General features: G+C 58.8%; 20 protein-coding genes. 10 read left to right on the top strand and 10 right to left on the bottom strand.

Annotated features, from left to right (window positions below):
• Positions 1 to 242 precede the first annotated feature (242 nt).
• The 7 genes from AC0V6U_RS08450 (at position 243) to AC0V6U_RS08420 (ending at position 6589) form a co-directional block, all read left to right on the top strand.
• The gene (locus AC0V6U_RS08450; RefSeq protein ID WP_472642736.1) at positions 243 to 782 is read left to right on the top strand and encodes a DUF3617 domain-containing protein; all 540 of its coding nucleotides are present in this window, start codon (positions 243 to 245) and stop codon (positions 780 to 782) included.
• Positions 783 to 938: 156 nt separating this feature from the next.
• A complete protein-coding gene (locus AC0V6U_RS08445; RefSeq protein ID WP_472642735.1) occupies positions 939 to 1712 on the top strand; it encodes an esterase/lipase family protein in 774 nt (257 codons plus the stop codon).
• Positions 1713 to 1809: 97 nt separating this feature from the next.
• Positions 1810 to 3207: a circularly permuted type 2 ATP-grasp protein gene (locus AC0V6U_RS08440; protein WP_472642734.1), complete on the top strand. Its 1398-nt coding sequence runs from the start codon at positions 1810 to 1812 to the stop codon at positions 3205 to 3207.
• A gap of 17 nt (positions 3208 to 3224) precedes the next feature.
• On the top strand, positions 3225 to 4169 hold the full coding sequence (locus AC0V6U_RS08435) for an alpha-E domain-containing protein (RefSeq protein WP_472642733.1): 945 nt from the start codon (positions 3225 to 3227) through the stop codon (positions 4167 to 4169).
• Positions 4169 to 4993 carry a transglutaminase family protein gene (locus AC0V6U_RS08430; RefSeq protein ID WP_472642732.1) on the top strand — a complete coding sequence of 275 codons (825 nt, stop codon included), beginning with the start codon at positions 4169 to 4171 and terminating at the stop codon, positions 4991 to 4993. The genes AC0V6U_RS08435 and AC0V6U_RS08430 overlap by 1 nt, the downstream gene beginning before the upstream one ends.
• A 75-nt stretch (positions 4994 to 5068) precedes the next feature.
• On the top strand, positions 5069 to 5815 hold the full coding sequence (locus tag AC0V6U_RS08425; RefSeq protein ID WP_472642731.1) for a proteasome-type protease: 747 nt from the start codon (positions 5069 to 5071) through the stop codon (positions 5813 to 5815).
• 150 nt (positions 5816 to 5965) lie between these two features.
• Positions 5966 to 6589, top strand: coding sequence for a response regulator transcription factor (locus AC0V6U_RS08420; RefSeq protein ID WP_472642730.1), 624 nt, complete (start codon positions 5966 to 5968; stop codon positions 6587 to 6589).
• A gap of 71 nt (positions 6590 to 6660) precedes the next feature.
• On the opposite strand, the gene AC0V6U_RS08415 is transcribed toward AC0V6U_RS08420, so the two are convergent.
• From AC0V6U_RS08415 to typA, 6 genes are all read right to left on the bottom strand, one after another.
• A complete protein-coding gene (locus AC0V6U_RS08415; protein WP_472642729.1) occupies positions 6661 to 7401 on the bottom strand; it encodes an extensin-like domain-containing protein in 741 nt (246 codons plus the stop codon).
• A 139-nt stretch (positions 7402 to 7540) separates the two neighbouring features.
• A complete protein-coding gene (locus AC0V6U_RS08410; RefSeq protein ID WP_472642728.1) occupies positions 7541 to 7930 on the bottom strand; it encodes a VOC family protein in 390 nt (129 codons plus the stop codon).
• 108 nt (positions 7931 to 8038) lie between these two features.
• On the bottom strand, positions 8039 to 8758 hold the full coding sequence (locus AC0V6U_RS08405; protein WP_472642727.1) for a cytochrome c biogenesis CcdA family protein: 720 nt from the start codon (positions 8756 to 8758) through the stop codon (positions 8039 to 8041).
• A gap of 61 nt (positions 8759 to 8819) precedes the next feature.
• The gene (locus AC0V6U_RS08400) at positions 8820 to 9221 is read right to left on the bottom strand and encodes a thioredoxin family protein (protein ID WP_472642726.1); all 402 of its coding nucleotides are present in this window, start codon (positions 9219 to 9221) and stop codon (positions 8820 to 8822) included.
• Positions 9222 to 9417: 196 nt separating this feature from the next.
• Positions 9418 to 12147 (bottom strand): TonB-dependent receptor domain-containing protein, encoded by a 2730-nt coding sequence (locus tag AC0V6U_RS08395; protein ID WP_472642725.1) that lies wholly within the window; start codon positions 12145 to 12147, stop codon positions 9418 to 9420.
• Between the two features lie 206 nt (positions 12148 to 12353).
• The gene (typA, locus tag AC0V6U_RS08390) at positions 12354 to 14204 is read right to left on the bottom strand and encodes a translational GTPase TypA (RefSeq protein ID WP_472642724.1); all 1851 of its coding nucleotides are present in this window, start codon (positions 14202 to 14204) and stop codon (positions 12354 to 12356) included.
• A 460-nt stretch (positions 14205 to 14664) separates the two neighbouring features.
• Here typA and AC0V6U_RS08385 point away from each other — a divergent pair, with 460 nt between their 5' ends.
• Together AC0V6U_RS08385 and AC0V6U_RS08380 are read left to right on the top strand one after the other, a co-directional pair.
• Entirely contained in the window at positions 14665 to 17205 is a 2541-nt protein-coding gene (locus AC0V6U_RS08385; protein WP_486169425.1) for a TonB-dependent receptor, read from the top strand.
• 142 nt (positions 17206 to 17347) lie between these two features.
• Positions 17348 to 17833 (top strand): DUF805 domain-containing protein, encoded by a 486-nt coding sequence (locus AC0V6U_RS08380; protein WP_472642722.1) that lies wholly within the window; start codon positions 17348 to 17350, stop codon positions 17831 to 17833.
• Between the two features lie 58 nt (positions 17834 to 17891).
• On the opposite strand, the gene AC0V6U_RS08375 is transcribed toward AC0V6U_RS08380, so the two are convergent.
• A complete protein-coding gene (locus AC0V6U_RS08375; protein WP_472642721.1) occupies positions 17892 to 20438 on the bottom strand; it encodes an ABC transporter permease in 2547 nt (848 codons plus the stop codon).
• Positions 20435 to 21145, bottom strand: a complete 711-nt coding sequence (locus AC0V6U_RS08370; RefSeq protein WP_472642720.1) for an ABC transporter ATP-binding protein — start codon at positions 21143 to 21145, stop codon at positions 20435 to 20437. The genes AC0V6U_RS08375 and AC0V6U_RS08370 overlap by 4 nt, the downstream gene beginning before the upstream one ends.
• 59 nt (positions 21146 to 21204) lie before the next feature.
• Here AC0V6U_RS08370 and AC0V6U_RS08365 point away from each other — a divergent pair, with 59 nt between their 5' ends.
• A complete protein-coding gene (locus AC0V6U_RS08365) occupies positions 21205 to 21963 on the top strand; it encodes an arylesterase (protein ID WP_472642719.1) in 759 nt (252 codons plus the stop codon).
• Here AC0V6U_RS08365 and recF read toward each other — a convergent pair.
• Both recF and AC0V6U_RS08355 read right to left on the bottom strand, forming a co-directional pair.
• The gene (recF, locus tag AC0V6U_RS08360; RefSeq protein ID WP_472645733.1) at positions 21960 to 23048 is read right to left on the bottom strand and encodes a DNA replication/repair protein RecF; all 1089 of its coding nucleotides are present in this window, start codon (positions 23046 to 23048) and stop codon (positions 21960 to 21962) included. The two genes, AC0V6U_RS08365 and recF, sit on opposite strands and share 4 nt — an antisense overlap.
• A 57-nt stretch (positions 23049 to 23105) precedes the next feature.
• A complete protein-coding gene (locus AC0V6U_RS08355; protein WP_472642718.1) occupies positions 23106 to 23360 on the bottom strand; it encodes a hypothetical protein in 255 nt (84 codons plus the stop codon).
• Positions 23361 to 23390 lie beyond the last annotated feature (30 nt).

Below are 23390 nucleotides of genomic sequence, written 5' to 3'. Positions count from 1 at the left end.
GACCGCAAAGCGGCGGGCCAATTTGGCCTTCTCACTTCGTTGCTCGTCAATCACTATGGTTATCCATGGTTCATTCCTCGCGCCTATTGAGAAGGCCAAATTGACTCCGTCAGTGCGTGTCTGAACCCATGAGCCAAGGTCAAGTTCGGACATGCAAAGACATATGCGGCGCGGATGCGCGCTTGTGAAGTGGCGCTCTGGCAGATAGCACCATGAATAGTCTTTCTGGAGGGAATTTGGATATGAAGCGGATTGTAAGTGTGTTGGCGCTCGCCGGAGCGATTGCAGCGTGTTCTGGGCCAACCGATGCCGATGCGGATGGTGACGGCGTGGTGTCGAACGAAGAGATGGCCGAAGTGTCTGGTGAGGCAATCAAACCAAAACCAGGGCAATATCGCTCCACCACCAAGCTGATCAATGTTGAGATTCCCGGCGCGCCGCCAGAAGCCATAGAGATGATGAAAGGCGGCATGGATAACCAGACATCCGAGAGCTGCCTAACCGAAGAGGATGCGGAAAAAGGCTTTGAGGAAATGGCCAAGGGTCCGCAAGGTGACGATTGCGAAACCACTAAATTCGTGATGGATGGCGGCAAGATCAGTGCCGAGATGAGCTGCAATGCGGCGGGCCAAGGGCCGATGAAAATGACCCTGGATGGCACTGGCACAGAAACCAGCATGGATATGACCATGTCGATGGAAGGCAATATGGCCGGCATGGGCGATATGAAGATGACGATGAACATCGCCAGCGAACGCATCGGTGATTGCCCAGCGGGCTAAGCCGCTTTGAGGCCATGATCTGTGAGCCGTGGCAGAGCGGTGGTGGGGCGAAAATACGCTTCACCAAGCGTTCACGCGCGCAGCTTAATTTGCGGGAGTGAAGATGATTTCGCTCCGTAAGTCTCGCTGCTCTGCCAAGGGATTTGTTCTAAGATTATGGCCTCACTCGCTACTCTTGCCGAATTGAAATCCTCGCTGTGGACGCGCGATGAGTTTGCGCGCCGGATCGCACTGGCGCGCCAGCCAGAGGAAGAGCGAGCACCGCGGCCCAGCCTGCGGCAATTTCTGGGTGAGGCTGAGGTGCTGGCCGAAGTGGTCAATCGCCCGCGCCGCAAGATTGCAATTGAGCGCGCCAAGCATCCGCGCACGATCATGGTGCTGCCCGGTTTTATGACGCACCCGCTCCGCATGCGTTTCATGGCGCGGCAATTGGAGCGTGCAGGTCACACCGCGAAACGCTGGGGCCTGGGATTTAACCTGGGTCCGAGCGAGGAAAACCTCGCCAGCCTAGAGAAGCGCTTGCTCGATTTGAGCAAGCGCGCCGGAGAGCCGGTTGTCCTGCTCGGCTGGAGCCTCGGCGGGATATTTGCGCGCGAGCTGGCCAAGCGCCAGCCCCAAGCGGTGGCTAAAGTGATAACGATGGGATCTCCGTTTTCTGGTGATCCGCGGGCCAACAATGTCTGGCGCGCTTATCAGTTCGTGACCGGCCATTCGGTCGATGATCCGCCAATTGATACGGAGTTGGGCGAGAAGCCTCCGGTTGAAACCATTGCCTTGTGGAGCCCGCGCGACGGGATGATCGCCCCGCGCGCCGCCTGCGGCACAGCAGAGGAACGCGACCGCGCGGTTGCCCTGCGCTGCACCCATATCGGCTTTTCTTATTCGGAAGAGGCGATTTCTGCCGTTCTTGAGGAACTCAATCGCGATTGAACCTTTGCTTGTGAGACTGCGCAATAATGCTTAGCATCCTTGCATAGCGCGCAATTCTTAGGGGTAATCGGTTCTGTCAGCTTCCCAATTTGATGAGATGTTTGACCCCGATGGGGCGCCGCGTCCGGCCTATGCTGATTATTCATCATGGTATGGCGAGCAGAAGAATGACCTTCTGCGCCGTAAAGCCAAGGATGCGGATGAGAGCTTTCGCCGTACCGGGATCACCTTCAACGTTTACGGTGAGGATGAGGCCGAAGAACGCCTGATCCCGTTCGACATGGTCCCGCGCATTATCACAGCGGGTGAATGGCGGCGGCTGACCAAGGGGATTGAGCAGCGTGTGCGCGCGCTCAATGCCTTCCTTTATGATCTGTACCACCGGCAGGAGATCATTCGCGCGGGCCGCCTGCCAGAGCGGCTGCTGCGCAATAATGACGCATGGCTGCCCAATATGGTCGGCTTCACCCCGCCGGGCGGGATTTACACGCATATCGTCGGAATTGATCTGGTACGCACCGGGCCGGATGAGTTTTTCGTGCTTGAAGACAACGCACGGACCCCATCGGGCGTGTCTTACATGCTCGAAAACCGCGAGACGATGATGTCGATGTTCCCGGATCTCTTCTCCCGCATTGGGGTGGAGAGCGTGTCGAACTATCCGCGCCGCCTTGCGCGTAGTCTGGCCGCATGCGCGCCGGAGGGCACCAAAGGCAAGCCAAACGTCACGGTCCTGACGCCGGGCATCTACAATTCTGCTTACTTCGAGCACGCCTTTCTGGCCGATCAGATGGGTGCCACCCTCGTTGAGGCGAGCGATCTGCGCGTGGTCGATGGCAAGGTGCAAATGCGCTGCACCGATGGCTATGCTCAAGTGGATGTGATCTATCGCCGGGTGGATGACGATTATCTCGACCCGCTGACTTTTAACCCGGACAGCGTGTTGGGCATTCCCGGCATCATGGACGTCTACCGGGCGGGCAATGTCACCATCGCCAATGCGCCGGGCACGGGCGTGTCGGACGACAAGGCGATCTACAGCTTCATGCCGGAAATCGTCGAATTCTATACCGGCGAGAAGCCGCTGCTGCCCAATGTGCAAACCTGGCGCTGCGCCGATGATGACAGCCTGGCCTATGTGCTCGACAATCTGGACGAGCTGGTGGTGAAAGAAGTCCACGGCTCTGGCGGCTATGGGATGTTGATCGGGCCGACTGCATCGAAGCGCGAGATCAAGAAATTCCGTGCCAAGCTGGAGGCTAACCCGGAAAACTACATTGCTCAGCCGACGCTGGCCTTGTCGACCTGTCCGATCTTCACCCGCAAGGGGCTTGCACCGCGTCACGTCGATTTGCGCCCGTTCGTGCTGGTGTCGCCTGATGGCATCGACATCACGCCGGGCGGTTTGACCCGTGTAGCCCTCAAAGATGGCTCTTTGGTGGTCAATTCCAGCCAGGGTGGCGGCACCAAAGACACTTGGGTCCTGAAGGACTAGGGGCGGGGAACGGCACGATGTTAGGACGCACCGCCAATGGCATGTTTTGGATGTTCCGCTATCTGGAGCGGGCCGAAAACACTGCGCGGCTTTTAGAGGCGGGGCTGCGCATGGCGCTGACCCGGGACACCGCGACGGCCGAGGAAGAATGGCGCTCTGTCATCGCGACCTCTGGTCAGCGGGCAGCCTATGAAGCCTCGCATGAGGATTACACTGGGCAGCAGGTGTGGAACTTCATCCTGCGCGACCGCGATAACCCGGCCAGCGTGCGCGAAATGTTCGGCGCGGTGCGTACCAATGCACGCATGGCGCGGACCAATATCTCCAGCGAAGTCTGGGGCGCGGTCAATGAGAACTGGATGGCGCTGGAAGACGCGCTGAGACGCCCGGTCGGGCAAAATTCCGTCGGCGATGTGGTTGCCATGATCCGCCGCGCGGGCACGCTGGTGCACGGCGCGGTGGAGGGCTCAATGCTGCGCAATGAAGCCTATCACTTCGCCCGCGCGGGCACCTTTATCGAACGCGCCGAAAGCACGGCGCGCATCCTCGATATGAAATACTATCTGCTGCTGCCAACGCTTGGCCATGTTGGCTCGCGGATTGACAGCGGGCAGTGGGAGCAAGTGCTGCGGTCCGTCGCCGGGGCGAGCGCCTACACCTGGCTTCATGCCGGACGGATCGAAGCGCGCGGGATCGTCGAATTTCTGGTGCTGGATGACCGCTTCCCGCGCAGTCTGGCCTTTTGCCGCAGCGCGCTGCGCGATCAATTGGCGGCCTTGGCCCGCATTCACGGGCGCGAAGGCGAGTGCAATTCGCTAATGCGCGAGGCCGATATGGAGATTGCCGATATCACCGTGGACCAGATATTCGACCAGGGCCTGCACGATTTCCTGCTGAGCTTCATGCATAGCAATGTCGCGATCAGCACTGCGATTGCCAGCGATTACAGGTTCCACCACTGATGCGCCTCTCAATCCGCCACACCACCCGCTACAGCTTCACTGATCCCGTGGTCCATGCGCTCCAGAGACTGCGTCTGACGCCGAAAGAGACGCAGGGTCAGAAGATTCTCGATTGGCAGATGGAATATGAAAACGCGCATAGCGAGCTGGAATATGATGACCAGCATTTCAACACCGTCACGCTAATCGCTCTGGAACCCGGCGCTCAGGAAGTCAGTGTGACCTGCCGAGGCGTGGTGGAGACGGAGGACAATGCTGGCGTTATCGGGCGCCACTCAGGACATTTGCCGCTGTGGAGCTTTTTGGGTCAGACCAAGCTGACCAAGCCGGGTCCAAAACTGCGCGCGCTGGTGCGCGAAGTGGACACGGGGGAGGGCGATGGTCAGAGCGACAAGCTCAATTTTCTCCACGCACTCTCCGCAGTCATTCGCGATCAGGTCGCCTACCGCACCGGTTCAACTGGGGTCAGCACGACCTCAGAAGAGGCGATTGAGGCGGGCGAGGGCGTGTGTCAGGACCATACGCATATCTTCCTTGCCGCTGCGCGCATGGCCGATATTCCTGCCCGCTATGTCAGCGGATATTTAATGATGAACGACCGGATCGACCAAGAGGCGAGCCACGCCTGGGCTGAGGCGCATATTGATGGGCTGGGCTGGGTCGGATTTGATATCTCCAACGGGATCAGCCCCGATCCGCGCTATGTTCGCGTCGCCACTGGCCGGGACTACCGCGACGCTGCGCCGGTCACCGGGATCAGCTTTGGATCGGCCCAGCAATCGCTCAAGGTCGAAGTCGCCGTGGAACAGCAAAGCCAGCAATAGGCGCCCACACAATATCGCTTTGCCGCGTGAGGCAAGTCAGCTAATTGCGCGCTCTCATAACCATAAGAGAATCATATGACATATTGCGTTGGCATGGTGCTGGACCGCGGCCTGGTTTTGATGAGCGACACGCGCACAAATTCGGGCGTCGACAACATTTCGGTGTTCCGCAAGATGTTCCATTGGAGCGTTCCGGGCGAGCGCATGATTACCGTCATGACCGCTGGCAATTTGGCCACCACCCAAGCCGTGATAGGCAAGCTGGAGGAACGCACCAAAGAGCCGGACGAGCGCGAAAACACTCTGTTCAAATCGCCGACCATGTTTCAGGTCGCCTCCGACATCGGCAAGCTGCTGCGCACGACAATCGAAGAACGCCAAAGCGCCAATGGAGATCGCGGGCGCGGCAAGTTTACCGCCACCATTATCGTCGCTGGCCAGATCGCAGGCATGGAGCCGCGATTGTTCATGATCTACCCAGAGGGCAATTTCATCGAGGCTAGCCTCGACACGCCGTTCTTCCAGATTGGTGAAACAAAGTATGGCCGCCCGATTATCCTGCGCGGATATGACCGCGACATGAGCTTTGAAGATGCGGTGAAATTGCTGATGGTGTCGTTCGACAGCACGCTCAAGGCGAACTTGTCAGTAGGGCTGCCACTTGATCTGATGGTGATTGGCCGCGATGACTTTGCGCCCACGCATCAGCACCGGATTACGCATGATGATCCCTATTTCGACTCGATCTCATCGAGCTGGGGCGATGCGCTCAAATCGGCATTTCACTCTTTGCCAGATTACAGTTTCGGCCCGAAAACCTAGTGATTTGACCTGATCCGCGAAAACACTGAGCGGCCACACAAGCTGTTGCATCCATTTTGGACCTCGGTCCCCTCCGAGCCAGTTCAGGTCTACTCGACAACGGACCAAACTCGGGATGATTCCATATGGGGAAGTGCGCATTCATTATGAATGACACGCAAAGCCATCCTCCACTTCATCGACTCTTCCAGCCGTCATAGGGCGGAATTGTCTCGCGCAGGGTTCGCCTTAGGGCACCACTGCGAAGTCTATGGCGATCTGAGTGATCTTTCGGCGCATCCGCCGCGAGATGGGATCATAATTGCTCGCGATGCGATCGAGGAAGGCGGTGTTGCCATGATCCTCGAACGGCTCAGCAAGCTGGGCGTTTGGCTACCGCTGATCGCGGTTGAGGAGCAGCCGCGACCGGGCCGCATTGTTGAGGCGATTAAGGCAGGTGCGCTCGACTATTTATCCATGCCGCTCGACCCAGAACGGTTCTCGCGCTGTCTCACCCGAATTGAGAAAGAGGCCGAAGTGTTCGGCGCGGCTCGCCGCCGGATGATCGAGGCACGCAGCCGCATTTCCAGCCTTTCGAACAGGGAACGCGAAGTGCTCAATTGGCTGGCCGAAGGCAGCAGCAACAAGGTGATCGCAAGAGAGCTGGATATCAGCCCGCGCACCGTCGAAATTCACCGCGCCAATATGATGAGCAAGCTGGGTGCAAGGCACGCGGCCGAGGCTGTACGCCTGAAGATAGAGGCGAAGCTGGAGCCGGAGATGCCGGTCGAATAGGCGCGGCGGGAACGCTAGCTGGATTCAGGACTGCGGCGGCTGCCGCTTCTTAAGTCGCTGACGCAGTCGGCTTAGCGGCAGAAGCTGCCGTCTGTGCCCTCGACGTGGAAATGGTCTTCGTGAGCCCGGTTATAGTCGGGCCCGAGAACGGTTCCGAAGCGCTTGCAGGCGCTCTTGTGCACGACCCGAAGGAACTCGCGTTCCGCTGCGCTGCCGCGCGACCAATCGCCTTGCACGCTGATGCGGCGGCCGTCTTTCAATACGAAGCCGGAGATGTCGATCGCCTCCGCGCGGGCATGGGCGGAGCGGCGCGAGGTGCCGGCGACATTGCGGCATGAGTACGATCCCATGGTCTCGATCCGTTCAAGTCCGCTGCCCAGAATTTGCCGGGCTGCTCGGTCAACGCCGAACCTAGCCCATCCATTAAAGGCGCTGGCTGTGCGGCATTGCACCGGGCCGATATTGCTTATTCCAAATCGCGAGCGGTCACCCGCCAGAGCGGAGAGCTGCACAGTGCCAAGCTTGCTGCATCCCGGCGCGCCGTAGGCATCAGGCAGAGGATCAAAGCGGACACCCGATGCGCTGAGCTGCGCAAAGCAGGTGCGGTCAGCGGTTCGGTTTGAGATGTCGCCCTGCGTTGAGCTAACGGGCGGTTTGCTGCCCGTGCGCGATGGCGAGCCATTCGATGAGGGCAATATGCCGCATCCCGCCAAAGCGGCCGCGCTCGCGGCCAGGATCACGGCGCGCGTGGCGGCCGTAAGGCTGGGTTTGCGGCTAAGCGGAAGGTTGAGAGGAGCTGAGGTGCGTTTCATGGTCCCGCATGCATGCCGCAGATATAGTTAACAACGCGCTAACCATACTGGCTTTGGCAATCGAATGGAGCTGACGCCCATGCAGCCCGCCGTGGGATTTAGCTGCCTTGTCGCAGAGCTGGGGACACTGGCCGCGAGCTTACGGCAATTCGTCCGCCACCTGCTCCCACAATTCGATCTTGATGCCGTTTGGATCGAGCAGCCAGGCAAATTTGCCATATCCTTCGTCAGCCGTATCGAGGATGTCGACGCCCTTCTTCTTCAGCTTGGCGACGAAGCCATCGAGATCATTCACTCGAAGATTGATCATAAAGCCGTTCTTGCCCGGCTTGATATATGTGCCATCGGCAAAATGGCTGATCAGGGAATAGGGGTTGTTTTTCGGCTCTTCGGCCCAGGCCAGCTGTGGCCCATATTCGCCGTCCAGACCCAAAGTGTCGCGGTACCACTCGCGCGTCGCCGCCGGATCTTCGACCACGTAGAACACCCCGCCAAGGCCGGTAATCCGCGGCTCGTCTGTTTCTGCCATCTCGCCCTCCATCATTGTCTTGAGGGGCGAGCATAGGAAGGTGAACCCCAGCGGTCTAGGGACGGCTCGCGATGAGGCGGTACGCGCGGGCTGGGCAGCAGCCCTGACTCAGAAGCGTGTCGTGAACTCAATCAAGCCCTGGGGCAGGGCATCCAGCAAGGCGATCTCGATCACTTTGTCGAAGCCCGTGAGCACCATAACGCCAACCAGCAGCAGGGTTATTCCAAACAGAGGCTTGCCGTATTTCGCGAGCGTCATCATCGTCTTGCGGCGCTCTCCAATGGCTTTGCGTGAGCCGTAGGCGAATGCGAGGATCGAGGTTGCGACGCCCAATCCAAAGACGAAGAAAATGAAGAAACTCGCGAGCAAATTCTGCCCTTGGCTGGCCGCCGCGATCGCGACGCCCAGTGTTGGGCCAACGCAGGGTGCCCAAACGATGCCGAGCAGCAGGCCGATGGCAAACTGTCCGCCTGCACCATCGCCGCTTAGCTTGGAGAGGCGCTGATTGCCGAAGTTTGAGATCGGCGCGGCGGCGGCACTGATCGCCACCTGCGCTTGCGGGACCAGCAGAACGACCCCAGCTACCGCCAACAGAGCGCCAGCGAACAGGCGGATGGCCTGCTCATTGATCCCGATGGAATATCCAAACGCGATCACGGTGAAGCCAAACAGGGTGAAGCTGGTTACCAGACCCGCCGCAAGGGCGAGGGGGCCAAACTTGCTCTTGCCCAGGGCTGATGCGACCAAGATCGGCACCAGCGGCAGCACGCAAGGGTTCAGGATCGTCACCAGACCGGCGACAAAGGATAAGAGCGTGCTGCCTAGCATGGCATTGCCTTCAGCTTTCTGTGATGCGCGCGCGGCATTGGCCGCGCGCAAACGCAGTGGATTAGAGCGCTTTCAGAATTGCGCTGCGCAGGCGAGTGCGGTTCGTTTCCGCGATTGTGCGGGCAACTTCCTTTTCGCCTTTGAATACGAGAACGGTCGACTGACGCGGGATGCGGTGCTTGCGCAGGAACGCCTTTTCATCGTCGAAGTTCACTTTGACGAATTGTACGTTGCCGCTTGCCTTCTCACTGCGAAGTTCATCGAGGATCGGGGCCTGAGCGCGGCAGGTCGGGCACCAGTCAGCATAGACATCAACCACGATGGTTTTGCCTTTGCCCTGCGCCATGGCAAATTCTGCCGCGTCATAGGTCTGCCAGCCGGACGTGTCAGACTTGGCAGAGAGTTGCATCGCACCAATGGTGATGGCGCCAATGGCAGCGATAAGGGCAAAGAAACGCATCATTTTTGTGATCTCCAAAACGGATTATCGGCAGAGTTGCCGACGGGTCGTAATGGAGTTCGCCGCCCCGCCGTGCTTGGTTACACAAAAGGCAAAAGTTTTTTCACGCGCATAAAAAGAGCCCCGAGCGCGATATGCGCCCGGGGCTCTTATGTGCTTAAAACTGGGCTGAGCCTAGGCTCGGCCTGCAAGTTTTGTCTTAGAATTCAGCAACCAGACCGACGGTGCCAACGGCGCCGCGCGGATCAGCAACCCGGCTGTCAAAGCCGCCATTGGTTGCCACGCTAGGTGCAGTCACACCAAAGACGTTGCGAACACCAGCAGTCAGCGTGACGGCTTTGTCGCGGTCAAACAGCTCGTTGATCGCGAGGCTGTATTGAACGTCGACCCGGAAATCGCTGTCGATGTCTGCTCCGCCGTTTTGATCGTCGAGATAGCTGTCGATGTAACGGCCAAAGACGTTGAAGGAGTGCGCACCCGCTTCAAACTGGAGACCAGCGTTGAAGCGCAATTCCGGCGTTGGTGAGCCGAAATTGGTGAAGTTGCGGTTTCCGGTGCCGTCGATTTCAGGTCCGCCTACAGATTCCTGCAGGTCGTAGCTGAGGACATAGTTGCCTTCGAAGCTCGGAGTGATCCGAGCAGCGCCTACGTCGATCGCATAGCGGATTGAGAAATCAATCCCTGAGGTTTCGACGCTGGCGGCATTCGCATAGCTGTTGTTGACCTGGATGATCGTACCAGCGGGACTACGGATGATGTTCGGGCCGTTTGGATCGGCATTAACCAGAGCCTGCGCAGAGGTTTGAACAATCGCGTTTTGGAAATCGAAATTGTAGTAGTCTGCGCTGATTTCGAGGCCGCTGATTGGCTGGAGTGTGAAGCCCAGGTTGTAAGCGGTTGAGTCCTCTGGAACCAGGTTCGGGTTACCAACCGCGCGAACGGCGACAAATGCGTTGCCCGCGAGTGGGTCGGAGACCTGTTGTAGCGTCGTTGACTGACCTTGCTGTTGGAAGGTCGATGGCGCGCGGAACGAGGTCGAGAACGACCCACGCAGGGAGAGCCAATCGGTTGGACGCAGCAGCAAAGCGATCTTTGGATCGAGTGTGTCGCCGCCATCGGTGCCGTAATCTTCGAAGCGAAGAGCCAGCTGAAGGTCGGCCCAATCGGTGATCGGAACAGCGAGCTCGCCGAAGATCGCATAGACGTCTTGCGCACCGGCGAATGCTTGCTCACCGATAAGGAAGGCAAAGCCGTCGTTTTCGGAGATATCGTCGAACGTCGCGGAAATCCGCTGTTCGCGATATTGCATGCCGATCGCGATGCCGATTGGTCCCGCTGGAAGTTCAGCGATCTCACCCGAGACATAGCCTTCTGCAACGAACAGTTCCGCATCACGGTTAGAAACCGCGAATTCGGTGATGTAGTCGAGCAGCGCTGCATTGGTGTTGCCACCGCCAGCCAGAGCCGTTGCGAACGGATTGAAGAAGGTGCCGTCAGCAGGAATTGTTGCGCCATTGGCCGTCAGGAACGGGTTGGAGGCGGTACAATCAAGGCCGGTCGCGGCGTTGAACGCTGGAACCGCGTTGAAACCGCGAAGTGCACAAGCGAAGCGGTCACGAACAGTGTCTTCGGTGTTTCCGCTAAAGTCATTATCCGCAAACGTCAGGTTTACGTTCCAGCGACCGTTCGAAAGCAGACCAGATTCAAAGTCACCTTCCAATGTGGAGGAGAGCCGCAGGGTTTGCGATTCAAACAGCGCCGGAGAAACTTCGCCGCCATTACCGCTGGCGCGGCCGAAGAACACGACGTTCGCGCCAAACGGGTTGTCTGGGTTGAAGGTTGGGACAACGGCTTGGCCAAGTTGCAAGAACGGGAAGGTTGGCGAGTTGCCGCGCCGCGCCGTGTTGTCCGCATAGCTAACCTCTGCCCTGAAACGGACAGAGTCAGAAAGGTCTGCCTTAGCCGAGACATAAGCGGTCAAGCGCTGTTCGTCTGGGACAAGGTTGAAGAACTCACCAAAGTCGAAGCCACAAAAGCCAATGCCAGCTGGCAGAAGCGGGGCCGCAGCGGCGCTAGCAGGAAGCGGAATACCGCCTGCACCGGCGCAACCTGGATCGAGCGTTGGAGCACCGGGAGGGGCTCCGGGTACGCCGAAGAATGCACCAGGGTTACCGAGCGCTGAGGTGTCATTGGCCGGTACCGACAGGCGGCGCTCAGCGGTGGTGAGCGGTGAGCGATCAACATAGCTGATTGCGCCAACCAGGTTGAGGCTGCCAAATTCAGCGCCAGCAAGCGCCTGAATGTTGTACTCGCTGTAATTGCCGGTGCTGAGGTGCTCTGTGTATTCGCCAGAGACCAGCAGGCCTTCGTAATCGTCGCGGGTGATGAAGTTCACCACGCCGGCGACCGCGTCAGAACCGTAAAGCGAGGATGCGCCGTCTTTCAGGATTTCCACGCGCTCAACCGCGATCAGCGGAACGAGCGAGCTGGTGTCGACGAAGTTGATGCCGTCGTTGGTTGGCGATGCCGACAATGTCTGACGCTTGCCGTTGAGCAGGATCAGTGTCGAGGCAACGCCAAGGCCGCGCAGGTTGATGTTTGATGTGCCGGTCGTGCCGCCTTGGGTGAAGGCGTCCGGATTGTTCTGTGCGCCGCTGTTGATTGTCAGCGACTGAGTGATTTCACCGATGTTTTGCGCGCCGATATCTGCGATCGCGCCGCTATCAACGGTGGCCAATGGGGACGCCAGGTCAGCTTGAGACTGACGACGAATGAATGAACCAGTGACGATAATTTCGTTATCATCGCCGCTTTCGACAGCAGTGTTGTCGCTGGTGACTGTCTCTTGCTGCTGCGCAAGAGCTAGCGTTGCCACACCGATGGCGGCAATCGCACAAGACAATTTGAACAAGGTCTTAGAGCTTTTCATAACAGGGGGTCTCCTCTCTCTCACGTGCTTTAATACGCGCAGATTGAGCGAAGGGAAGAGTCCGCAGGTTTCGTGATGCAAATTTTCACGCACACGAATGCACAGATTCAGTTTTGATTCCTGAACCTATTTTGAAAAACGTCTAAATACAACAGGTTGGGTGATGTTGGTCGCACCCTCCCGAGCTGTAGCAAATCTGCAACAGCTTAGGCGGCATCTTTCTTGCGCTTCAGCTTCTTGCGCTCATGCGGGCACAAAGAAGATTTGCGAAGGCGGATAGATTCCGGTGTCACTTCAACCATTTCATCGTCATCGATGTAAGCAATCGACTGCTCCAGGCTCATCCGCCGAGGCGGTGTGAGGCGGATCGCGTCATCCTTGCCGGACGAACGAACGTTAGAAAGCTGCTTCGCCTTCATCGGATTGACTTCAAGGTCATCCGGCTTGGCGTTTTCGCCGATCACCATGCCCTCATAGACTTTCACGGTTGCTCCAACAAACAGCTCGCCGCGTTCTTCAAGCATGTTGAGCGCATAGGCGTTGGTCTCGCCATTGCCGTTGGAGATGAGGACGCCGTTATTGCGGCCACCAACAGCGCCTTTGTAAGGGCCGTATTTCTCAAACAGACGGTTCATAATGCCTGTGCCGCGCGTGTCGGACAGGAATTCGCCGTGATAGCCGATGAGTCCGCGCGACGGGGCAGAAAAGGTGATGCGGGTCTTGCCCGCGCCTGATGGACGCATTTCGGTGAGGTCGGCTTTGCGCTTCTGCATTTTCTCAACGACGGTGCCGGAGTGCTCGTCATCCACGTCGATAACGACCGTCTCATATGGCTCCATGCGCTGACCGTCTTCTTCGCGGAACAGCACCTTCGGGCGCGAAATGCCGAGCTCAAAGCCTTCGCGGCGCATGGTCTCGATCAGAACGCCGAGTTGCAGCTCGCCGCGGCCAGCAACTTCAAAGCTGTCCTTATCGTCGCTTTCGGTGATGCGGATCGCAACATTGGTCTCTGCTTCGCGTAGCAGACGGTCCCGGATCATCCGGCTGGTTACTTTGCTGCCTTCAAGTCCGGCCAGCGGGCTGTCGTTAACGGCAAAGCGCATCGCGAGGGTTGGCGGGTCAATTGGCTGCGCAGCGATTGGCTCTTTCACCGCAGGATCGGCGATGGTGTTCGAAACGGTTGCTTTTTCAAGCCCGGCCAGCGCGATAATGTCACCAGCCTCCGCGCTCTCAACGGGAACGCGCTCCAGGCCGTCAAAGCTCATCAACTTGGTCGCGCGGCCAACCTCCACGACATTGCCGTCGACATCAATCGCGTGGATCGGATCATTGACCTTAAGGCCGCCCGATTGGACGCGGCCGGTAAGAACGCGGCCCATGAAGTTATCGCGGTCGAGCAGCGTCGCGAGGAAGCTGAACGGACCGTCGGTGTCGAGGCCAGGGGCGGGCACATGCGCGATGATGCGCTCAAACAGCGGGGCGAGGGTGCCTTCGCGGGCCTCTGGATCTTCGCTGGCATAGCCATCGCGGCCTGAGGCGAACAGCACTGGGAAGTCGAGCTGTTCGTCGTTCGCATCGAGCGAGACGAACAGGTCAAACACTTCGTCCAGAACCTCTTGGCCGCGGCCATCGGGGCGGTCGACCTTGTTGACGACAACAATCGGCTTCAGGCCGAGTGCCAGCGCCTTGCCGGTGACGAATTTGGTTTGCGGCATTGCACCTTCTGCGCTGTCGACCAGCAGGATAACGCCATCGACCATGCTGAGAATACGCTCAACTTCAGCGCCGAAATCGGCGTGTCCGGGGGTGTCGACAATGTTGATGCGGGTGGTTTCGCCATTGGCGCCGTCCCACTCAACGCTGGTGCATTTCGCGAGAATGGTAATGCCGCGCTCTTTTTCCAGATCGCCGGAATCCATCGCGCGTTCTTCGATCCGCTGGTTCTCACGGAAAGTGCCAGACTGGCGGAAGAGTTGGTCGACCAATGTGGTTTTGCCGTGGTCGACGTGCGCGATGATGGCGATGTTGCGCAAGGCGCGAGCTTGAGAGGCGGACATTGAATAACGCTTTCGAATAAAGGCCAGCGGCAACACCGGATGGCCAGAAACACAGAAATTGGCGGACACTGGCGCCCAATTGACGCCCCAAAATCCCGCCTATTTTATAGTAAGACATGTGCTGCGATGCAGCATTGCTGGCGCGCCTAGCGCAGGCTCGCCGTTACGGCAAGCGATTGACACGCGAAAAGTCATCGCAGTGCAGCAATTTTGCACTGTGTCGCCGATGCCACACTGGCTGTTGCAACCCACCGTTTAGTGGGGTTTCTCGCTTGTGGCACCGCGGGCACTGCCCTATCTGTGTGCAGGATTGGCAGGGATGTTAACGTATTTGGAGATACGTCCTGCCTGAATTTTTGGAGAGGAGTTCCTATGCGTTCGAATTCGACCGGCTCTGCCGAGCTTACAACGTCTTGCCCTGATGACAGGTGCAGCAGCAATCGCGCTTGGCGCGCCAACAATGGCCGCCGCGCAAGATCAAGAAACTGATGCTGTTGATGCACCTGACGCATCATCATCAAATCAGATCATCGTTACCGCATCCAAGCGTGAGCAAACGCTGCAAGAGACGCCGATCTCTGTTTCGGTGACCTCTGGCGAGACCCTTCAGAACGCGCAAATCCGCGACGTCCTTGACCTGCAAACTGTCACCCCGTCACTTCGGGTCAGCCAGCTGCAGACATCGTCCGCATCCACCTTCATCATTCGCGGTTTCGGTAACGGCGATAACAACTTCGGCATCGAGCCATCGGTTGGCGTCTTTATCGACGGCGTATTCCGCTCACGCTCTGCCGCTGCTTTGGGCGATCTTCCCAATGTTCAGCGTATTGAGGTTCTGAACGGCCCGCAATCGACATTGTTCGGCAAGAACGCATCAGTCGGCGTTATCTCGGTGGTCACGCGCGAGCCTCAGTTTGAATTCGGCGGCAGCGTCGAAGCTGTTTACGGCAACTTCAACACCGTCGTTCTCAAAGGCGATGTGACGGGCCCGCTAACCGAGAACATCGCATTCTCGCTCGACGGTAACTATCAGCGCCGCGACGGTTATTCGACGATCGTCAACCTTGATGAAGAGCAAAACAACCGCGATCGCTATGCGGTCCGTGGCCAGCTCTTGCTTGAACCAACACCGGATCTCAAAATCCGCGCAATTGTCGACTATTCGGAAATTGACGAAGTGTGCTGCCAGGTTGGCACATTGGTCTCTGGCCCGGTTTCCGGCGCGATCAATGCCGTGGGCGGCCAAATCGGCGCTCCAGCAGATTTCTTCGACCGCGAAGCGTTCCTGAACTTTGTGCCGACCAACCAAGTCGAAAATTACGGCGCCTCGGTCCAAGTGGATTACGAGTTTGGCGCGATCTCGCTGACGTCGATCACGGCTTACCGTGAGCTGCGCAACTTCTTCCTGTCCGACATCGATTACACCAGCGCATCGCTGGCAACCGAAACGCGGGATCAGGCGGTTGATACCTTCACGCAGGAATTCCGGATCACGTCCGATTTTGACGGTCCGATCAACTTCCTGCTCGGCGGTTATTATTTCGACGAGTCCATCTCGCAAGACAGCGCGATTCAAAATGGCGCGGACATCCGCGACGTTTTTGAATTGCTTGCAGGTGGGAACCCAGCAGATGTTCTTTCCGGTGCGCCCAGCGTGTTTAACGGCGTTGAAGCTGGTCTCGGCCTGCCGCAGGAAAGCATTTTCTTGACGCCGCTCCTTTCGGAAGAAACATTCCGCATGGAAAACACATCGTACTCTATCTTTGGTACGGTTGATTTTGAACCGACAGACGGCCTCGTCTTCACTGCAGGCTTTAACTACACCGACGATTCCAAGGATTTTGCGCTGAGCCAGCTCAGCCCCGATCCACTGGGTCAGGTTAACCTAGTTGATGCGTTCATTACACTCGCGACAGCAGGTGGCGTTACCACGCGTGATCAATTCCAGGCCTTGCCGCAGGCTAACCAGGATGCGCTTCTCGGACTGGCTCTGACGCCTTGCCCTCCCGGCGTGACCACTGGCTGTAACCCATTTATTTTGCTGCAAGGCTTCCAGTTCCAGCCGCCGTTCCTCACTATTCCGAACGCGGTTGAAGATGGCCGGACCAATGATGACAAACTGACCTATCTGCTGCGCGCCGCGTATCAGGTGTCAAACGAAGTCAATGTCTACGCCAGCTACGCAACCGGTTTTAAGGCGAGCTCGGTAAACCTCTCGCGCGACAGCCGTCCGTCGAGCGCTGACTTTGTTGCTGGCCCAGGCGGTTCGACTTTCGCAGCGCCATCATCGCCGATCCTTGATGCTGGTTTGGCCCTTCCAAACCTGTCTTCTGGCTCACGCTTTGCCGGTCCAGAGGAAGCAGAAGTCTACGAGATCGGCGTTAAGGGCCAGTGGGATGGCTTCGGCTTTAACCTCGCTGTGTTCGACCAAACGATCGAAGGTTTCCAAAGCCTCGCCTTCACCGGCACCGGCTTTGCGCTTCAAAACGCTGGTCAGCAATCGGTTCAGGGTCTTGAGTTCGATACGACTATCGTACCGACCGATGGCCTGGTTCTGACATTCGCGCTGACTTATCTCGATCCACTGTTCGATGATTTCCCGGGCAGTGTTCTGGGTGATCTGACGGGTGTTACCCCTGCTGGTATCCCAGAAATCGCAATCGCAACCAGCGCGACCTATACCCACGAGTGGGACAGCGGCATGCGCCTGATCACTCGCGTCGACTACAACCACGAGAGCAACACGCCGATCAACAACGGCCTGCCGACTTTCAACGCAGCTTTGGGCAACACCCAAATCTTCAACCGCGAAGTTAATCTCGTGAATGCTTCGATGACACTGGCGCTGAACAATGGTCTGGAAGTCGGTGCGTTCGCGCGTAACCTGACCGATGATCAGTACATCTCGACTGTGTTTGACGGCGTCGCACAGGCGGGCACGGTTTCGGGCTATCCGAACCAGCCGCGCACTTACGGCGGCGTCGTACGCTTCAAGTTCTGATCCCAGCGGATTAAATTGAACACATGGAAGGGGGCTCGCAGCAATGCGGGCCCCTTTTTCATTGCGCTTACTACCTAGGTATGGTGCAAATGGCGCGCGTCCCGCGGACTGGGGCCAAGTTGAACTTGAGGGGATCACTTACATGGAATGGATGATTTTACCGCTAAAACGCTATGCCGATTTTCAGGGCCGCTCTCGGCGCAAAGAATATTGGATGTTCGCGTTGCTCAACCTGATCATCAGCGCGGTGCTGATCGGCCCGTTCGTCTTTTCGATGATGTCGGCATCTTTCGCAGCGAGCACGAGCGGTGATCCGATGGCGGAAGCAGCAGCAATCGAAAATGCGCTGTCTGGCGGCGGGATGATGAGCACATTGCTGCTTGGCCTGTTCGGCATCTACGCACTTGCGATTTTCATCCCATCCATCGCAGTGGTCGTACGCCGCTTGCACGATCGCGATATGTCAGGTTGGTGGTATCTCGGCGTCATGGTCGCGAGCCTGATCCCATTCGTTGGCTTTTTGGCCAGCATCGGTTTCTTGGTGCTTATGTGCCTTCCGGGTACGGTCGGACCCAACCGCTTTGGTCCAGACCCAAAGAATCCGACCAGTTCTTCAGTCTTCGAATAAAACCATACAAATTTGGAGAAGGGGGGCTTGCGCGGTGCAAGCCCCCCTTTTTCTTTGCCTAAAGCTCTCTCAGTGCTTGCGCTGGCTTAGCGCGAAGCAGCGGCAATGAGCCGCCCAGAGCGAATGCCAGCACCATAAACAGGCCGACGCCGAGCACGCTCAGCACTTCGCCCCAGGCTGGCAGCCAGTCGAACTCGAACAGCTGGGTGATAATCACCCAAGCGAGCGCTGAGCCGAGGCCGAGTGCGACGAGTGCCAAGAGGCCGGCAAGCAGCCCATATTCTGCAAGCTGCATCAACAGCACCTGCTTACGGCTCGCGCCGAGGACACGCAGGATGACGGTGTCTCGCATTCTTGCAGCCCGCGCAGCCGCAATCGCGCCCATTAGGACGGCGAGCCCGGCGAGCACTGTTACGGCAGCCGCCGCCAATGTCGCGAGGCCAACTTGCTGCAGGATCGTACGGGCTTCGGTCAGTACGTCCTTTACTTCGACGACGGAGCTTGATGGGAACTCTCGCACCATCGCGCGCAGCAATTCGCCGCGCCCCTCATTGCCAGCCGAGGCAGGCAGCTCAATGGTCGCCGCGAGATTGTGCGGGGCGTCGGAAATCGCGTTTTCTGAGAATACGAGCGCATAGTTGAAGCCCATGCTTTCCCAATCGATTTCGCGGATATTGGCGACGGTGACGGTCCGCTCAATACCGAGCACGCCAATGGTAAGCTTGTCACCGATGCCAAGGTCAGCGCCCTCAGCCAATTGCGCGTCAATCGAGACCAGCGGGTCGCCAGAATGGCCTTTGTCCCACCATTCACCTTCGGTCAGGCTGTTACCAACCGGCAATTCGTCGGCATAGGTAAGGCCGCGCTCGCCCCGCAGCGCCCATGCGCCCTCTGGGATTTCTTCAAGGTCCGCGACGCGCTGCATCGCGTCTTCGGGACCAAAGGCGAGGACGGATCCGCGTAAAGTCGGCACGGCGCGAATATCGGAGCCGGGGAACTGCTCTTCGATGAGGCCGCGGAAGGTCTCTTCTCCCTCGCGCGGCACATCGAGTACGAAATAGTCCGGCGCTTCTGCGGGAACGCGGCTTTGGATATTGCCATCAATCGCGCTTTGAACGGCAGCGAGCAGGACAAAGGCGGCCAAGCCAAAGCCAAGCGCGGTGACCAAAGAACCCGTTGGCGCGCCAGGGCGGTGCAGATTGGTGACTGCACTGCGCAGCAGCGGATTGCTGGGCCGGGGCGCACTCCGCGCGAGTTTCTGTATTGCGATGCCCAAGGCTCCGAGTGCGAGCAAAGCGCCGCCCGCGCCAAATAGAAAGCCAGCGGTTAGGACCAGCTGATTGGTGCTGACCAGGGCTAGGATACAGACCGCAGCGATGCCTCCGCCTGTCCAAAGCAGCGGCCGCCAATCGGTGTTCGACAGCGGCGTGCTGGAGCGCATCAGCGCCATCGCCGGGAATGTGCGAGCCCGCAAAAGCGGAGCCGCGGCAAAGGCGAACGCGACAAGCAAGCCATAGGCGGCAGCGAGCAACAGCGGCGCAGGTTCGATCACAAAGCCAGCTTCCACCGGCAGCAGGCCCTCAAGAGCGGCGCCCAACACTGGGGTCACCAACACGCCCACGGTCAGCCCGGCGGCACTGCCAATCAACGCGGCGACCGCGATTTGCATGGCGTATATGCGGACGATGTCGGTCGACGATGCACCTAGCACCTTGAGCGTCGCGATGCTCCCTCTGCGAGCTTCCAGGTACGACGAGACGCCCCCTGCAATGCCGATCCCGGCAATCACCAAGGCGGCGAGGCCGACGAGTGTAAGAAAGTCGCTCATGCGCTGAACAAAGCGGTCTGCGCCGGGCGAAGCGCGGTCGCGGGTGCGGAAGTCGAAACCCGAATTGGGGAAGGCTTCGGTCAGCTCTTCTTCAACCTCGCCGGGATCGCGCGCCTGGTTGGCAAAGGCGACGCGGTATTTGCTTTCATAGAGCGAGCCCGGCTCCAGCAAGCCCGCACGGCCCGGCACGTCTTCTGCGACAATGATTGTCGGCCCCAATTGGAAGCCCTCGGATAAGCGGTCAGGCTCGTTTTCAATGACACCAGCAGCGACCAGATCGACCGTGCCGACGCGGAAGGTTTCGCCGACAGCGATATCGAGCCGGTCCATCGCGCCTTGCCCGAGATAGGCGTTATTGCCCGTTGGTGCGCCGGTCGCACTGCCATCATTTAGAGTGAGCGTGCCATAGAGCGGCCATTTCTGGTCGACCGCCTTGAGCTCAACCGGCGCAGCGTTTTCGCCGCTGGAGGCCATGGCTTGCAGGCGGGTGCCGCCCGATATCTCACCATATTCGCCAATCGCGCTGAGCTCTTCCGCATTGAGGCTGCGCTGCCATATTTCAATTTCGAGATCGCCGCCGAGCAGTTCCTGCCCGTTGGACTCCAGCTCGCGCTCAATCGCCGCTGTCAGCGTGCCGATCGCCGCGAGAGCCGCCGTGCCGAGGAATATGCACACCAGCAGCAGTCGCAGGCCGCGAAAGCGCGCATTGAGATCGCGCCGGGCGATCCGCCAGGCTCCACCCCAAGAAAGCGTGGCTGAAGTTTCCGCAGCGCTCACGCGGCAGAGACCCCGGGGGTGTTCGAGGTATCAGACGCAATGACGCCATCTGCCATAGTGATCACCCGCTCGCATCGTTCGGCGAGCTTCGGATCGTGGGTGATGATCAGCAGTGTGGCGCCGGTTTCTGCGCGGCGCTCAAACAGCAGTTCGACGATCTCTTGGCCGGTCGCCGCATCGAGATTGCCGGTTGGCTCATCCGCGAAGATCAGGTTTGGGCGGGGCGCAATGGCGCGGGCAATGGCCACGCGTTGTTGTTCACCGCCAGACAATTGCGTGGGATAGTGGCCGATGCGGTGACCGAGGCCAACCGCTTGCAATTCCGCTTCTGCCCGCTGGCGAGGATGCTCGCCGCCCGACAGCTCCATCGGAGTGGCCACGTTTTCTGCCGCCGTCATGGTTGGGAGCAGGTGGAATGCTTGCAGCACGATCCCGATCCGCCCGCGCCGAGCGCGCGCCAGGCCATCCTCATCAAGGTTGGCAAAATCCTCGCCTGCCACCTCAAGTGTGCCGCTGGTGGCCCGCTCCAGCCCGGAAAGCACCGCCATAAGCGAGCTTTTCCCAGAGCCGGATGGGCCAAGAAGCGCAACGACTTCGCCGGTGGCAATGTCGAGGTCGATACCGCGCAGGATATCGACCGGCGCTTGGGCCGAACCGAGGGTGAGTTTAAGGTTACGTGCGGAGATCGCGAGAGAAGGGTTTTTCACAGGGTCCAGATGGCATAGGGGTGGGTTGCAAACAAGATACTGAAGTCGGAGGCTCATAGATGCGCATCAGCGTTTGGTCGAAGAAACCGCTAAAACTGGCAGCACCCTTACTGGTGCTGGCTCTGGCGGCATGTGGCAGTGAGGCTCCTGATACGGTCGCTGCTGGCGCAGCCAGCGGTGATAGTCCCATTGCTAACCCACAAGCGGGCACTCCAGTTCCCGTTGAAGGCCCTGAACGGCGCATTGTCGCGTTTGGCGATAGTCTGTTCGCTGGCTACAATGTTGCCAAAGACGACAGCTATCCGGCGAAATTGCAGAATGCTTTGCGCGCAGCTGGTGTTAATGCGGTGGTCGCCAACGCGGGCATTTCAGGCGACACCAGCTCTGCGGGGAGGCAGCGGCTTTCTTTCACGCTGGATGCGCAGGAAGAAAAGCCGGACCTGTTTATCTTGGAGCTGGGCGGGAATGATTTGCTGCGCGGGATCGAACCGGATGAGACGCGGGCAAACTTTGTCGCCATGCTGGATGAGCTGAAAGCGCGCGAGATCCCGGTTCTGCTAATGGGAATGCGCGCTCCGCCCAATTATGGCCCGGAATATCAGGCTGAATTTGACGGCATGTATGGCGACCTTGCGCGCGAATACGGCGCGGCGCTGATCCCGTTCTGGCTGGAGGACATCTATCAAGAGCCGGACCTGTTCCAATCGGATCGGATTCACCCGACCGAGGAAGGAATTGATCGCTTGGTCGCGGCGACGTTGGATCAGGTCTCTGCCGCTTTGCCGCAGGACGAAGAAGCGAGCAGCGCGGCGAACTAAAGCCGCTCTAACGTACCCTTGCTGACCTGCCAGATGGCGGCCTCTGCTGTGATCTCTTCAAAGGGCGATAGTTCCGTGCCGGTCATCCAGACCTGTGCGCGGCCTTGCCCCAAACGTTCAAACAAAGCTGCGCGGCGCACTGGATCAAGGTGAGCGGCGACTTCATCCAATAGCAGCACCGATGGCCGTCCTTCAGCGGCCAGAACGCCGTGTGCCAATGTGGTGGCGATCAGCATCGCTTTCTGTTCGCCAGTTGAGCAAGAGGCGGCAGACTGCCCAGAGCCCGCCATAACCACGTCAAGCTCATCACGGTGCGGCCCGGTGAGCGCGCGGCCAGCGGCTCTGTCGCGCCCGCGCTGCCTACCAAGCTCATCGCAGAGCGCCTGCGGTTCCATTGGGCCGCCGGGGCGATATGTCAGGACGGGCCGGGCGAAGGGCTGAGTGGGAAGGGCGGACAGCTCCACGCCCAGCGCCTCGATAAGAGCCATGCGATTACCGGCAACAGCGGCGCCGTGCTGAGCGGCTTGAGCCTCAATCGCATCGAGCCAGCGCGCATCGCCGCGCTCTTCGAGCAGTTTGTTGCGCTCGCGCAGGGCCGTTTCCAGCTGAGAGACGGATTTGGCATGGCCCGGCTCTATCGCCAGCGTCATACGGTCGACAAAGCGGCGGCGCGCGCCGGCTGAGTCCATAAACAGGCCGTCCATCGCCGGGGTTAGCCAGGAAATCGCCAGCCATTCGCTGAGCGCACTCGCGCTCGCATCGGCGCCATTGATCCGCACAAGGCGGCGGCGCGGCTGGTCAGGCTCTACATATGTGCCGATCCGTGCGCTGACGAGGCCTTGCTCGGTCAGGCTCGCGCCAATTGCAAAGCCGCCTGCGCTTGGCCCGTCAGCATTCTGCCGAGCCAGCTCTGTCAGAGCCGCTCGCCGAATGCCGCGACCCGGACTGAGCAGCGACAGCGCCTCTAAGATATTGGTTTTGCCAGCACCATTGTCGCCGACCAAGAGATTAAACTTGGCGGTCTTGGAAAGCTCACTGCCCGCATGGTTGCGGAAATTTTCGAGGGAAATCTTCTCGAGCGCCATAGAGCGCGCAGGGTTAGCATGGGCGCGCAGAATGGCCATGAAAATCCACCGAAAAGCCTAAATCCTAATAGGTGGTGAAAATTCCCAACCTTTCGGTTTGATGAACATGAAGTTAAAACTTGTAAATTCCAGAAACGGCAGAATTCCGCCGTTTTTCGAGTTTGGCACGGCTCCTGCAAAGTGTTTGGCATCCAGTGAGACAATCTCACCAGGAACGAAACAAAGACCAAGGAGACCAACAATGTTCGCTACCGATACTTCAGACCGCCTCTTCGCCGCCGCTTTCTCACTCGCCATCTCGGCAGTGTTCATGGCCACAGCGATCCTCCCAGCCAGCCCACA

Source organism: Erythrobacter sp. W36 (assembly GCF_057364935.1).
This window is presented reverse-complemented; position numbering and strand designations above follow the sequence as displayed.